Below are 12,255 nucleotides of genomic sequence, written 5' to 3' on the forward strand. Positions count from 1 at the left end.
GTTTCCAAAAATGAATGTGTATGCTTATCATCCTAGTGACCTTAATAAAAAACCAATACACATCGATGCTTGGGTTGTGAAGTATGGCCCGAACGTTGATGGTTGTTGCCGTATTTGCAATACCCCAATTTCTGTAAAAGCAGATAAATCTCAGAAGCAAACTCATTTTGCTCATTATAAAAATTCCGGTTGCCCAACTGTTACAGACAATCATAAACCTTATGATCAATTTAAAAACCTTCCTAAAGACCCCGCAGTTGCTAAAGCTGCAAAATTATGGGCTTGCAAAAACATTGAAAATATTCATCAAAAATTAAAAAACTATGTTCCAGCCCTTACTTGGAAGGAGCTTCACGGGTTGCTTGAAGTAGCATGTCAAGAGGATATTTGGTCATTAAAAGGTATGCCTCATGACTATATTCCTTATGTATTATTAGCATGTACAACAAAGTTTGAAGCCAACAAAAAATTTGGTCGTTCAAAGTCTTGTTTCTTTGTATTGGAACCTTCACCAGATAACGGTGATTTTTGGAATTCTGATGGGCTTTATAAGCAATTCATATGGGAAATTACATTGCCAAGCAGAGATGTAACTCATCACAATATAAAGTTAGAAACACCTGATGTTTGGTATATGAAAAAAGTAAATGAGCTGCTTGGGTAATTTCCCTAGCAAGTCACTAAAAAGGACAAATAACAGCTGGCTATATTCCTCCTCGTTTCATACGTTAGCCAACTACGATTTACCTCTTAGCAGGGCGTTAGAATTAATCAAAAGTAGTAGAAGTATCATGAAAAAAATCTTAGTTCTTAGCATCATTTTTTTATCTCTTCATTCGTTTGGACACAGCGGTCGAACAAACTCAAATGGCTGTCACACCAAACATTCAGATGGTAGTTATCATTGTCATAACTCCAGTAAAAAATCATCTCACTCCACAAGAAAAGTTACCTATTGTTGGAATGTCAATAATGAAAAAAGGTGTGGGTACGCTAAAACCTCATGCTTATCACTTAAACGAGATTATGGAGGATATTGTTCAATTCAGTAATAAACACCTTCCAAGAGTGCTATCAGTTGGAGGTTTTTCTTTCCAGCTGATTTCAGCAAACTAATTCAGATAATTTTTTTAGATTCTGAATTATTATCAATATCGCAACTGGTAATAATCTCATAGGTTATTGCCGTTGCCATTGTTGAGATCTTCACACCTTCGGCTGGTTCCATTAATTTCAATTGAATCAGCGTAAATAGCTTTTCAATTACAGCTACTTTTAAATCATCGACATCTATATCAACATTTACGTTCTTTCTTTTTCATGAATCAATAGGCACAAAAAAACCGCAATTAAGCGGTTTCTTGTCATAAACGATTATTTGTTTATCGCCAAATCTAAAGGTTACTAGGTATAACAGTTAGACTAAAAACGGTCTTTATTTTGGTGGAGCGGGGGGGAATCGAACCTATTTATAACGTATTGAAAACAATAACTTATAAATATAACAATAAGTTAACGTTAGGGTGCGTTTGTAAATATCATTGTTTATTAATTCAAAGTGGACAAAAAGTGGACATGTTTATTGACTAAACTTGTCTGACACTTACATCATTTCCTTCTCGAACAATTCTGGTAGGTTCAAAAACATTAATACGCTGTTAAAAGCTTGCAATTGGTTACTGAAAAGTAGGCATTGGAATTATGTTGATTTGTTTGCTATACCCAGATAATAAAGAATAAGTAAGCTTTTATAAACAAGGTAAGTTTAATCAAACTAAATAAGGAAGCAAGGCTATGCCAACTGTTCATTTAAATGGAAGAGATACTGGTGTTGAGGCGGATGTTGCTCGAGAGGCTTTTCGAAGATTGGGTGAAGCTATGCGAGACGCTGCAGAAGCTGCAGATCCAGACGATGATGTCATTGAAGTTGAAGTGCCGGACACTAGTGATATTGATCCAGAGCCAGAACCAGAACCAGAACCAGAACCAGAAGAAGATGATTTTGACTTCGATCCGGAACCAGAGCCGGAAGAAGATGAGCCGGAAGAAGATGAGCCAGATGAGTTTGATTTTGAAGTGACTGGCTATTTAGCCCCTGGTACAGACCCTGATTCAATACCACCACACTTATTGCCTTTGGTTCGTGGAATTAATAATAGAGATGTTCGAATTGAAGACCTAGAGAAACGCCTGATTGAAATCTCATTGGAAAATAGAAAATTGTCAGACTTTCAAGATTCTGTGCTTAAAGGTAGGGCTAATGTCGTAATTCGAAATAGGAATTAACAAAGAAGAACTCTATGTCTCTTAAAAAAATAGATCGGGGTCACAATACATGGCCAAAAAGTAAAGGGTATTGGATGTTATTTTTGGCTAGAGACTATGTTCCTGGTCATGCTTTTGTAGTCTGGGCGATTAGAGATAGATTAAGAAATACTTGGAAGAGCTTTAAGGGGTATGGACTATATCCAGACCCTGAAGCTCCAACGTCTAAAGTAGCATTTGGAACAGTTCCGGGAGGTGTGGTAAAAGAGAATATACGTAGCTTAAGCGGTGCCAATAATGGTGTTGCTGTAGCTGTTTCAAAGCAAATGTATGATTATTCAATTACTAATGTGTCAGCTATATCGACTTATCCATCGGATTATAATCTTTATAATAAGAATTGTATTCACTTTACAGATCTTGTGGCTAAAAGTATTACATTAAATACTCCTAATATTGATGATTTGTTAACCCACCCACAATTGTATATTTCTAAGTTAAAGGACCTAAATAATTAAACTTATATTGCTGTATTCCTTTAGGTAAACTGAGCTTAATTGTCCTTTTACTTCCTTCAATCTAAACCTAAGGTTTTATTAAATGGATGAAATTAGTATTTAAGAAACACGGATACTATTGAAGTTGTCATTAATCTTTATATAAGTTCTATGGATAATAGAATTAGTTTTAGTTTGATCTTTTATATTTTTTATTAAATTTTTTAAGATATTTAATAGTCATCAGAACTTAGCGGGTTTAGCTTAATCGCATCGGCTAAATGAGTTTTACTAAAGTGTGAGTACTTCATCGTGTCGCTAATATTGGCATGACCTAGTATTTGCTGAAGCACCAAGATATTACCGCCATTTATCATGAAATGACTTGCGAACGTATGTCTAAGCACATGGCTACATTGTCCTTTAGGAAGTTGGATTCCTGTGCGCTCTAAAGCTTTCCTAAATGCACCAATACAGTTTTTGAATAACCTACCTTTTCCACTTGGAATTTCTTTAGCAAGCTTCTCATCAATAGGGATAGTGCGGTTTTTACCACCTTTAGTGTTGATGTACGTAATTTGATTATGTGCGACCTGCCTTTCGGTTAGGTTTTCAGCTTCACCCCAACGAGCACCAGTAGATAATGCAATTTTGGTAACCATATAGGCATCATCATTTCTCGACTTTTTTAACTCTTCTAACAATACAGGAATTTCATCAGGTGAAAGAAAACCCATCTCTGGTTGCTTGTACTTTAACGCTCTAACATTCTTAATGGGGTTTACAGTAATTTCATTTAATCGGATAAGCTCATTAAACATTGCGTTTAAATATGTTTGTTCATTGTTTACCGTTTTGATTGATACCTTCTCAAGTCGTAAAGCGCGGTATTCAGACCACTTAGCAGCAGTTAACTTCCTAACAATGGGATTACCCATTTTTTCACACATCGCTTTCATCTTGGCCAAGCGCTTAGTGATATCAGTTAAGCTTTTTCCATGTAACTTATGCCATAGCTCAATCAATTCTAATAATCGTCTATTGTCTTCTGGGTCAGGCTCCCATTCCTTTACATTTCTTAATTCAGTATTCCAATAGTCTTTAAACCTAATAGCTTCATTACGTGTTAAAAATTCGCCACGCTTACGTGCCCCATGTTTACCACTTGGGCGAATATCAACATAATATGGCTTTTCATCATTTGAAGTACGCCAAATACCATCTTGTACTTTTTTAATTTTTTTCATTATCCATGACCAAGAACTATTGAACCGGGTGTCTCTTTACCGGGGTTGCGTACTCTCCAAAGAATTTTAAATTTTTCTACTTCTTCTTTTTCATTATTTACGCATTTAGCAAATTGGCTTGTCGACTTTGGTGACTTACAAAATTCAGGTTTAACTTCTCTATAATATTCTAGCCAATCGTTTTGCTTTTCACCTGTGAAATGACCCTTAATATCAATAACCGAGTTATGTCTGGTGCGGGGCGCTCTATAGTTTAATATATGGTTTCTACTTGTCTTGCTAGTAGTTGTTTTTTTATTTGTTTGACTACTGTAACTCTGTGACACACTTTTTTGTTTTTTCTTCTTAGTCTTACCTTTTCGGCAGTCTTGATATTCCTTATGCTTTCGGCGCTCTTTGTCTCTTAACCACTCATAGCTTTGATGTCTTAGTTGGTCTTGAACTGCTTTAAAGGCATTCCACTCTAACTGACACTTTGAACCTGCGAATGATGGAAAACTGAATATAACAAATAGAAGAAGGGAAAATTTGTACATATGTATCTTTATATCCTTATAGAGATTATGTTGCCAATAATACATGTTTATGCTGTAAAGCCCACATTTCTATTAGGAATTTTCTTTAAATTTAATTTTTAATTAAATAAAATATCAATCATTATTTTGTAAGACATGTCTGAAATTACTGTAAATCGCACTGTATAGACGCTTTTTTGTGCAAAAAAATTGCTTCGCCGTATAAATTCGTTATACTCAACACGTTCTAGTTTTTCATGTAGTTATTACTTTAACGGTAACTTGTTATAGCGTTAACAACAGTGCCTTTTAGTATTGATGAATTAGGAAAATTTTTAACGGAATGGAAAAGGATCTCATGAAGAGAAAAAATAAAACAATTAAAGTACTTTTTACATTATTAGCAATATCTGGCGTAGCAGTAGCAGTCGACCATCAAGAACAGAAAAATCCAAAAAATGAAGTAATTGTCGGCAATGACCTTGGTTCGTTTAAACCACCTACTTCGAGCGATAGCCTATTAGATAAGCTTAAAGGCTTGTTAAAACCAGCCTAGTTTTATTTAACAATTAAAAGCACTAACTCAGTTAGTGCTTTTTTATGCCATTATTTTACAGTCTAGAGCTTTAGCAATTTTCTTATGATAAAAGTAAGTTGAGTCTAATTCTCTGCAGCCACCTATATCTTTTAAGACTTCAAGAGCCATCAGTGAATGTTTCACATCCTTGGTGATATGAAATGCTAAAGCATGTGCATTTAAAAGAGTTCTTTTTATTCTGGCATTCATCTTATTTGCTATTATGAACTCCATATCTTTAGGAGTTAGCATGCTTGAATTATTACTATTTTTCTTTGCCTCTTCTAAGAGTTCAATAGCTTTTTCAAGAGCGTTAATTTTAGAATATTTATCGGCTTCTATAACTTTTAATCTAGCTAGATGGTATTGCCAAGTAATTTGAATCCCCATTGATAGTGATTTAACGTCGAGATTTTCGTATATCATTACCGCATCGTCGATTCCTTCTCTAACCATCTTTACACTTTTTTTACTCATATCTTCAATGTCATGTATGTCGTCCCACGCATCTATAATGGGTGATATGAATTCATGTTGAAGATAGAACTTTTTCTTTTGTTCATATTCAACTTTATTGAAAGTCTTTTTATAATACTCATTAGCTTCAGTTTGAAAAACTAAATAAACTACAAGTACTGTTATTAGTACCCAAAAAGTATGTTTACCCCATAAAGCGAACTTTGTACCGAAGGCTTCAAAAGAAAAACCTGATGGTTGTTCAGGTCCCGAAGGGGTAGGTGATTGAGATTGCCCTGTCATATCAAATTATTCCACTTCATTATTATTATTTTATTGCAAGACATAATATGTCTTATTTGTTAATTAATCACTAAAAAAATGTAAATTAAAGGAAAATAGTTAAAGAAAGAAAAAACTGGAAAGGTTGTACATATGTCTCTTTATATCCTTATAGAGATTATGTGACATATAATACACATTTATTTTATAAGGTCATTGTGATTTTTAAAATAATACATTAAGGTAATCAGCCTGATAGGGAATAAGGAACTGATATGGAAATCAATTCTAACGCTAGCGTTAGCCTACAAAACACGCAAAATAGCTTGGTAAAACCTACCGAGTTGCCAAATCAAAATGTTGAAAAATCACCAAGCCAATCACAAAATACAGTAAGTATTTCTGATGAAGCACAAGCTTTATTCAATCAAGGGGGAGGCCATCCAACCAGACCCGTGAAGAAGTGATAACGCTTGAACTTGGACACTTTATAGCGAAGTTTTATCTCGTAGCGTACATATTTTGTTTTGTACTTAGCTATAAAAACCTAAAAGAAAATAAGTCTAACTTCATTTTAATCATGCTCGCTATTGCTACATGTATTTTTAATCAATACATAAATACAACAGGTGATTTTTATACGTTTTATTTAGTAATGGCCAGTACCTGTGCAAATGTAGTTTTAACATCAGTTGGCCTACACGTTTTATTTACAATAAAGCATTCTAGATCAACATTATGGATATATTTAATATATTTCCTGATAGCCATTAGCTATATGATTATTCATAGAGTTAGGGTAGTAATTTATGAAAGTGACGAGCCGATATTATGGTTTATCAATGCTCACTCGGCTTTTACCTTGTCACTGTATATTTTGAGCATTTGTATTTTTATTTATGGATGTAACATCAAATGGAAGGTGTGGTTTGGGCGTTTATCGTCATAGTGTTAGTGATTCTGTTCAAAGCATTAAAGCTTGAAAAAACAGACCCTGTTTACTACGAAAAACAGTTGTTAAAGCGCTATTTAGAAATAAAGGAAATTAACCCAAACCTACGAGTAAAGTATTTAAAAGAATGGGAAACATCAGTAATAGAAGCATTAGAAAATAAAAACAAAAAACGCATATTAAAAATAGTGAAATTAGATAGCTTTACTCGTACTCGATAAAGCCAATTAATCTTTCAGTTTTCATCTTGTAATGTCGTGTAATGGACTTTTTTTCGGTGCTAAGTATCCTGTTTTTCAAATATATATAGCTATTTGATTGAATTATAAAATTAATTTCAGTATTGCTATTTAAAAATAAGTATAAGAAGAGGAAATTTCCCTGCTTTAAACAAGGATTATTTCCTCATAAAAAGCTGTTATACGCAAAGGAATATCGGAGTATATGAATATAAGTAGGTATTCAACCTTAGTATCGCTAGATGATAAGACAGAGATACAGAAGTGTTTGTTTGTCGCATTTTATATTAAGTGCACTAAGGGAGTTTTAGAGTTTGAAATAACTGATTTGATGGTTGTTTTCGATCAACTACACTATTCACGCCCTAATACATCTAGGCTTAAAAAAAGCTTATTGTCCTCAAAAGACTTTATTAGAGGTAGTAAACCTTCAGCATACAAAATTCATGGGAAGACGATATCTCGATTAGAGAAAGAGGTGCCTGAAGTCCATACAAAAAGTGAAGAAATAGTGTCTGAAGACACAATAATTCCTGAGTTACTATATAGCGGTACGAGAGGCTTTGTCGAATCGTTATCAAAACAAATAAATGCATCCTATCAAGAAAATATCTTTGATGGATGCGCGGTTTTGATGAGAAGGTTGCTCGAAATATTACTGATTCTTTCTTATGAAAAACTGAGTATCGAAGCCGAAATAAAAAATGATGACGGCAGTTACAAAATGCTAAACGGAATTGCTTCAAATGCAAAAAATAATTCAGTTTTGAATCTATCCAGAAATTCAAAAGATAACTTAGAAAATTTCCGCCTAGTAGGAAATTTTTCAGCACATAAAATATACTATAACGCTAAAAGGCGTGATATTTCCTCTATATCTCAAGAGTATAGAGCAACGATTGAAGAGTTAATGTATAAGTCAGAATTAATCAAATAACAGGGATCATGGAATGGAAACTACAAGGGTAAAAATAAATTTAAAATCTGGTGAAATTGAGATTGAGGGCAGCGAAGCTTTCGTAGAAAATCAAATGGATAACCTAGACTCCATAATCAATTTACTATCATCAGTACAAGAAGAGTCAATAAATACTAATACCCATGCTTCAAATAACGCTGCTCCACCAGAAATAGTCGAAACAAATTTAAGTGAAAGTACAAATACATCACCAGAAGACATAGTCGTCCCAAATTCTTTTGGTGAATGGATGCATAAGTTCAAGGATGATGTAAATGATTTAGAGAAGTGCCTCTTGACAGCATACTATGTTCAAAATGACTCCGAACAGAATGATTTTAAAACTAGTGAGGTTAATAAATCTCTTAAAGAGCATGGAATAAAACTATCTAATCCATCAACGTCACTGAAAAGGCTCGTTGAGAAAAAACTATTGTTTCAAACAAGAAAGAATGGGAGCTTGAAATTGATGAGGGTTTCTCAAGATGGTATGAGTTTACTGAGAAAATTATTTCGGTAGCGTATAACAAGTTGGTTAAATTCGCTCGTAAACTCACTGGGACAATTAACAGTTGGCTTGGCGCTTCGCGCAAGTATAACCAACTATTAATTGCCCCTTAGCAAAGGGTTATGTTTTTCGATAAATGTAGGTGCGCACTGTGATAGATAGCTGGGCAAAATATAAAGAATGGATCGGTAATATTGTTCAAGGTGGTGCTCAATATTATTTTCGTGGGCAGCGAAAGTCAGATTGGATTTTACAAACATCATTTCATAGGTACTCATCTAAAATGAATATCATGTTACTTGATTATTTAAACAGGATAATTCCAGAGGTTGGCTATTATGTATCTGCCACTGAAAATGAATATATTGAAATGGAAAATCAAATTCAGTTTGGAGCTTTCCTAGCTAAATTACAGCATCATGGTTTTCCTACCCCATTATTAGATTGGACTTTATCTCCATACATTGCGGCATACTTTGCGTTTAAAGATATAGACCCACATGTTCCAGAAAATGGAAAAGTTTCAATAAGCATCTTCGATATTAATTTATGGTCTCAAACTTATACACAGCCACTTAATTTAAGAGATCAAACACCTTTCGTTAGTTCTTTTCGACCTTTCGCAAAGAATAACCCAAGAATGATTCAGCAAATGGCTGTAACTACAGCGACTAATGTTTCAGATTTGTCTGAATATATCACTAGATGTGGGGCTACCACTGGTAAAACATTCTTATATAAAGCAGAACTCCCTATTTCTGAAAGAAAACTAGTGATGAATGATTTAAACCTTATGGGTATTAACTCTATGACTATGTTTCCAGACTTTGACGGTATTTGTTCATCAATGAAGGAAATGTTTTTTAATAACCGAGATGTTATGCCGTTAATACCACCTCCGCCGCCACCCAAGACATAACAAGTCATTTCAGCAGGACTTTTAACAGTTGGCTAGGCTCCGCTTCGCCTTACATTTTAGCTAAGTACAATTTGCCCACTTAACAGTGCGTTATTTTTTATAACGTTTACATAGCTTTTTTAGATTTTAATTTATTTTCAATACCGCAACTGGTAATGATCTCGTCGGTTATTGCCGTTGCCATTGTTGAGATCTTTACACCTTCTGCTGGTTCCATTAGTTTCAATTGAATCAGCGTAAACAGTCCTTCAGTTACGGCTACTTTCAAATCATTTACATCTAATTCTTTTCTTTCGTTATCAATTCCGTATAAAAGAAAGTCCATTGAAACATTATGTTTTTCAGATATTTGTGCGCAAGCTTCAAAAGGAATTCCGCCTCGCTTTCTTGTTGATGTTCCCCAGTTTTCTGTATAGCCAAGTTCCTTAGATAAACCAGTTAAAGTCTTAATGCCAGAAGTTGCCAATAACCTAGAAAAAATATCTTTGGAAATCATATTCATACGAAAAATCCTAACAAAATATCACTTTATGGCTTGAAAGTGATAAAATATGAGTTTAACATCCGTTCATATCATTAACGCGCCAACGTTTATCATTTTATGAGGGATAATTTATGTTAACAGGCAATATTACACTTACAGACTCACAATTTGAATCTCTAAAGCGCGATATTGTGTGTTCATCGCTTCCATTCCTCAGCGTAGAAGATTACGCCCGTATAACAAACGACACTGTAGGCAACGTACGCCAACAAATTCACCAAGGTCGTTTACCCATAAAAACCAAACAAAAAGCACGCGAAAAAACCTTTATCAACATGGCTGCTATTCGTGCCGAAGCAGAGAAGGCCGCATAACCATGCCTTACTCTGAAATCAAAGATATCTACTTTCAAAAAGAAGCATGGGGCGATGTGGCTATTCAGCACAAAGGCGACGTGCATCACTTTTCGAACTTAATATCGTTAATCGCATTCTTACAACCTATCTACGGTCAAGACTTCAACTTAATCGAAGTAACCGACGACAACTGGCAAGAGCTTCATGATTCAGGAGCATTCGATGACCAGTAATTTCAAATCACGTATACCTGCTATGGATGCCAAACCAGCAACCAACATACCGTGTAAAGTGGATGCACTTTCCTTAACGTGGTCACCTGAAGGTCTACTGCGTGTTAAACATCTCGCCAAAATAGGTGCTTGTGTCAAAACAGGGATTATCACTGAGGCAAAAGAAAGCTCACTGGCTCGTCGTTTAAACTTACTTGAACGTACCAAGAACGAACAACTCATTAGCGTTAATGCATTTGATACCAATGCCTATCAAGACATTCTCAATGTTTATGATAATGCGTGTCGCAAAATCACCCGTGAATATAACGAGCGCAGTTATAAAAACTTAGACCTATCAAGCCTATCGTTAGCAGAAAGCGAAGTGGCTGCACGCCATGAACTCAACCACATGCTCAAGGGCGAACTAGAGGTCGATACCGCAACAAAATATGGTGACCGTTTAGACAATCTGCTCGATAACATCGGCGTCAATATGCTTGATACCTTGTGCTGTGGTGAGGCTGAACGTTTCGTATGCCGCTTAAACCATGTGTTCACTTCTGAAACCTACATGTGGACAGTACAAAACAATGCAGCAGGGCGCTTTAATTATACTTATTCAGCCAACCTTTATGCTGACGGCGAACACGCTGGCATTATCTGTTGGGGCGGTAAAAACCTCGGCTGTTACGTTTCCTTCATGGGGCTAGGTTGTGATGCCCTAGATTTAAACCGTCTTTATGACGAAGTTAAAAACATTCCAGAAATCAAAATCACCCGTATTGATTTAGCCCATGATGATTTTAGTGGTACTCGCTCAGTTAATGTTGCCCGTAAATATGCCAAAAAGGGCGGTTTCTGCTCAGGCGGTAGACCTGCCGTTTACATGTATATCGAATCAGGCCACTTAACCAAAAAAGTCAAAAAAGAACTCTGCAAAGACTTTCGCTTTATACCTGATAAAGGTCGCTCGCTGTATGTCGGCTCACGTGAGTCAGGCAAGTTATTACGTGTTTATGAGAAAGGCATTCAAATGGGCGACCCAAACGATAAATGGGTACGTTGGGAACTTGAGCTTCATTCAAGCCAACGGGTTATTCCTCTTGAAACCATGATTAAACCCAGTGAATACCTAGCAGGAGCTTATCCCGCATTAGCGTTTTTAAATGAAGAACAAAGCGTCATTAAGACCACCATCAAAAAAGCCAAAATGACCGTTGACCGCATTATCGAAAACCAAGTCATTTCTACTCGTAAAGCTATCAACATGATGCGCGTACTTTGCGATATGTCAGACAGCGATATTATTCAAAAATTCTTACAGGGCATTACCGAGCCTTACAGCAGGGCATGGCTACCTGACAGGCTATCGATACCGATATCCGAGCAGGAGTATTTAGACCAGTTACAAGCAACGTAAACCAAATTCAAACCACCTAAACGAAAATAGGAAATTATTATGTCAGTACTAAAAAATATTGTTGTTCTATCCGTAAAACTTGGCTCAGGCACATCAAACAAATCGGGTGCACCTAAACCATATCAATTCGCTAACGTGACTTACGCCAAACCTGCGCAAGACTTTCAAAACGAGCAACACAATATTCAGCAAGCAGGCTTTGACACCCAAGAAGTGAACATGGCTTTTGATGTTGGCCTGTTCAACAACTTCAAACAAAACTGTCCGTTCTTGCAACCGGTTAACTTAATTCTCGACGCTGACCCAGAAAACCCAGCACGTAACATCGTGTCAGGTTTTGAGCTGGTTAAGTAACTAAGCAAGTA

Annotated in this window: 18 protein-coding genes; 14 read left to right on the top strand and 4 right to left on the bottom strand. The window is 35.7% G+C overall.

Going from position 1 to position 12,255, the window contains the following annotated elements; all coding sequences use genetic code 11:
• Positions 1-10 precede the first annotated feature (10 nt).
• From AC27E9_RS04820 to AC27E9_RS04835, 4 genes are all read left to right on the top strand, one after another.
• On the top strand, positions 11-664 hold the full coding sequence (locus AC27E9_RS04820; protein WP_487127764.1) for a hypothetical protein: 654 nt from the start codon (positions 11-13) through the stop codon (positions 662-664).
• 127 nt (positions 665-791) lie between these two features.
• On the top strand, positions 792-1,052 hold the full coding sequence (locus AC27E9_RS04825) for a YHYH domain-containing protein (RefSeq protein WP_487127766.1): 261 nt from the start codon (positions 792-794) through the stop codon (positions 1,050-1,052).
• Positions 1,053-1,794: 742 nt separating this feature from the next.
• A complete protein-coding gene (locus AC27E9_RS04830; RefSeq protein ID WP_487127768.1) occupies positions 1,795-2,286 on the top strand; it encodes a hypothetical protein in 492 nt (163 codons plus the stop codon).
• 14 nt (positions 2,287-2,300) lie between these two features.
• Positions 2,301-2,783 carry a hypothetical protein gene (locus tag AC27E9_RS04835; RefSeq protein ID WP_487127770.1) on the top strand — a complete coding sequence of 161 codons (483 nt, stop codon included), beginning with the start codon at positions 2,301-2,303 and terminating at the stop codon, positions 2,781-2,783.
• A 212-nt stretch (positions 2,784-2,995) separates the two neighbouring features.
• Here AC27E9_RS04835 and AC27E9_RS04840 read toward each other — a convergent pair whose 3' ends face one another.
• Complete coding sequence (locus tag AC27E9_RS04840; RefSeq protein WP_487127772.1) at positions 2,996-4,009, bottom strand: phage integrase; 1,014 nt, start codon at positions 4,007-4,009, stop codon at positions 2,996-2,998.
• Complete coding sequence (locus AC27E9_RS04845; RefSeq protein WP_487127774.1) at positions 4,009-4,545, bottom strand: hypothetical protein; 537 nt, start codon at positions 4,543-4,545, stop codon at positions 4,009-4,011. Before AC27E9_RS04845 ends, AC27E9_RS04840 begins: the two co-directional genes overlap by 1 nt.
• A 337-nt stretch (positions 4,546-4,882) precedes the next feature.
• Here AC27E9_RS04845 and AC27E9_RS04850 point away from each other — a divergent pair, with 337 nt between their 5' ends.
• Entirely contained in the window at positions 4,883-5,080 is a 198-nt protein-coding gene (locus AC27E9_RS04850; protein WP_487127776.1) for a hypothetical protein, read from the top strand.
• Positions 5,081-5,122: 42 nt separating this feature from the next.
• Here the strand turns inward: AC27E9_RS04850 and AC27E9_RS04855 are convergent, their stop codons facing one another.
• Positions 5,123-5,860, bottom strand: coding sequence for a hypothetical protein (locus tag AC27E9_RS04855; protein ID WP_487127778.1), 738 nt, complete (start codon positions 5,858-5,860; stop codon positions 5,123-5,125).
• A gap of 254 nt (positions 5,861-6,114) precedes the next feature.
• On the opposite strand from AC27E9_RS04855, the gene AC27E9_RS04860 reads away from it, so the two are divergent.
• From AC27E9_RS04860 to AC27E9_RS04880, 5 genes are all read left to right on the top strand, one after another.
• On the top strand, positions 6,115-6,306 hold the full coding sequence (locus AC27E9_RS04860; RefSeq protein ID WP_487127780.1) for a hypothetical protein: 192 nt from the start codon (positions 6,115-6,117) through the stop codon (positions 6,304-6,306).
• Positions 6,307-6,754: 448 nt separating this feature from the next.
• Positions 6,755-7,012, top strand: a complete 258-nt coding sequence (locus AC27E9_RS04865) for a hypothetical protein (protein WP_487127782.1) — start codon at positions 6,755-6,757, stop codon at positions 7,010-7,012.
• A 223-nt stretch (positions 7,013-7,235) separates the two neighbouring features.
• Entirely contained in the window at positions 7,236-7,967 is a 732-nt protein-coding gene (locus tag AC27E9_RS04870; protein WP_487127784.1) for a hypothetical protein, read from the top strand.
• Between the two features lie 13 nt (positions 7,968-7,980).
• A complete protein-coding gene (locus AC27E9_RS04875; RefSeq protein ID WP_487127786.1) occupies positions 7,981-8,508 on the top strand; it encodes a hypothetical protein in 528 nt (175 codons plus the stop codon).
• Between the two features lie 139 nt (positions 8,509-8,647).
• Positions 8,648-9,415 carry an FRG domain-containing protein gene (locus AC27E9_RS04880; RefSeq protein ID WP_487127788.1) on the top strand — a complete coding sequence of 256 codons (768 nt, stop codon included), beginning with the start codon at positions 8,648-8,650 and terminating at the stop codon, positions 9,413-9,415.
• Between the two features lie 106 nt (positions 9,416-9,521).
• Here AC27E9_RS04880 and AC27E9_RS04885 read toward each other — a convergent pair whose 3' ends face one another.
• Entirely contained in the window at positions 9,522-9,917 is a 396-nt protein-coding gene (locus AC27E9_RS04885; protein WP_487127790.1) for a hypothetical protein, read from the bottom strand.
• A 173-nt stretch (positions 9,918-10,090) separates the two neighbouring features.
• Here AC27E9_RS04885 and AC27E9_RS04890 point away from each other — a divergent pair, with 173 nt between their 5' ends.
• From AC27E9_RS04890 to AC27E9_RS04905, 4 genes are read left to right on the top strand one after another with little or no spacing between them, the layout of a single operon-like run.
• Positions 10,091-10,273: a DNA-binding protein gene (locus AC27E9_RS04890; protein ID WP_487127792.1), complete on the top strand. Its 183-nt coding sequence runs from the start codon at positions 10,091-10,093 to the stop codon at positions 10,271-10,273.
• A 2-nt stretch (positions 10,274-10,275) separates the two neighbouring features.
• Positions 10,276-10,488, top strand: a complete 213-nt coding sequence (locus AC27E9_RS04895) for a hypothetical protein (RefSeq protein WP_487127794.1) — start codon at positions 10,276-10,278, stop codon at positions 10,486-10,488.
• Complete coding sequence (locus AC27E9_RS04900) at positions 10,478-11,890, top strand: replication initiation factor domain-containing protein (RefSeq protein WP_487127796.1); 1,413 nt, start codon at positions 10,478-10,480, stop codon at positions 11,888-11,890. The genes AC27E9_RS04895 and AC27E9_RS04900 overlap by 11 nt, the downstream gene beginning before the upstream one ends.
• Positions 11,891-11,929: 39 nt before the next feature.
• On the top strand, positions 11,930-12,244 hold the full coding sequence (locus AC27E9_RS04905) for a hypothetical protein (protein ID WP_487127798.1): 315 nt from the start codon (positions 11,930-11,932) through the stop codon (positions 12,242-12,244).
• Positions 12,245-12,255: the final 11 nt, after the last annotated feature.

Source organism: Colwellia meonggei, assembly GCF_057537295.1.

Excerpts from the sequence above, each read along its gene's own strand:
- AC27E9_RS04875 (WP_487127786.1), top strand. The coding sequence starts at position 7,981 with ATGGAAACTACAAGGGTAAAAATAAATTTAAAATCTGGTGAAATTGAG.
- AC27E9_RS04865 (WP_487127782.1), top strand. The coding sequence starts at position 6,755 with ATGGAAGGTGTGGTTTGGGCGTTTATCGTCATAGTGTTAGTGATTCTG.
- AC27E9_RS04825 (WP_487127766.1), top strand. The coding sequence starts at position 792 with ATGAAAAAAATCTTAGTTCTTAGCATCATTTTTTTATCTCTTCATTCG.
- AC27E9_RS04845 (WP_487127774.1), bottom strand. The coding sequence starts at position 4,545 with ATGTACAAATTTTCCCTTCTTCTATTTGTTATATTCAGTTTTCCATCA.
- AC27E9_RS04850 (WP_487127776.1), top strand. The coding sequence starts at position 4,883 with ATGAAGAGAAAAAATAAAACAATTAAAGTACTTTTTACATTATTAGCA.
- AC27E9_RS04870 (WP_487127784.1), top strand. The coding sequence starts at position 7,236 with ATGAATATAAGTAGGTATTCAACCTTAGTATCGCTAGATGATAAGACA.
- AC27E9_RS04820 (WP_487127764.1), top strand. The coding sequence starts at position 11 with ATGAATGTGTATGCTTATCATCCTAGTGACCTTAATAAAAAACCAATA.
- AC27E9_RS04860 (WP_487127780.1), top strand. The coding sequence starts at position 6,115 with ATGGAAATCAATTCTAACGCTAGCGTTAGCCTACAAAACACGCAAAAT.
- AC27E9_RS04835 (WP_487127770.1), top strand. The coding sequence starts at position 2,301 with ATGTCTCTTAAAAAAATAGATCGGGGTCACAATACATGGCCAAAAAGT.
- AC27E9_RS04830 (WP_487127768.1), top strand. The coding sequence starts at position 1,795 with ATGCCAACTGTTCATTTAAATGGAAGAGATACTGGTGTTGAGGCGGAT.
- AC27E9_RS04905 (WP_487127798.1), top strand. The coding sequence starts at position 11,930 with ATGTCAGTACTAAAAAATATTGTTGTTCTATCCGTAAAACTTGGCTCA.
- AC27E9_RS04840 (WP_487127772.1), bottom strand. The coding sequence starts at position 4,009 with ATGAAAAAAATTAAAAAAGTACAAGATGGTATTTGGCGTACTTCAAAT.
- AC27E9_RS04885 (WP_487127790.1), bottom strand. The coding sequence starts at position 9,917 with ATGAATATGATTTCCAAAGATATTTTTTCTAGGTTATTGGCAACTTCT.
- AC27E9_RS04900 (WP_487127796.1), top strand. The coding sequence starts at position 10,478 with ATGACCAGTAATTTCAAATCACGTATACCTGCTATGGATGCCAAACCA.
- AC27E9_RS04895 (WP_487127794.1), top strand. The coding sequence starts at position 10,276 with ATGCCTTACTCTGAAATCAAAGATATCTACTTTCAAAAAGAAGCATGG.
- AC27E9_RS04855 (WP_487127778.1), bottom strand. The coding sequence starts at position 5,860 with ATGACAGGGCAATCTCAATCACCTACCCCTTCGGGACCTGAACAACCA.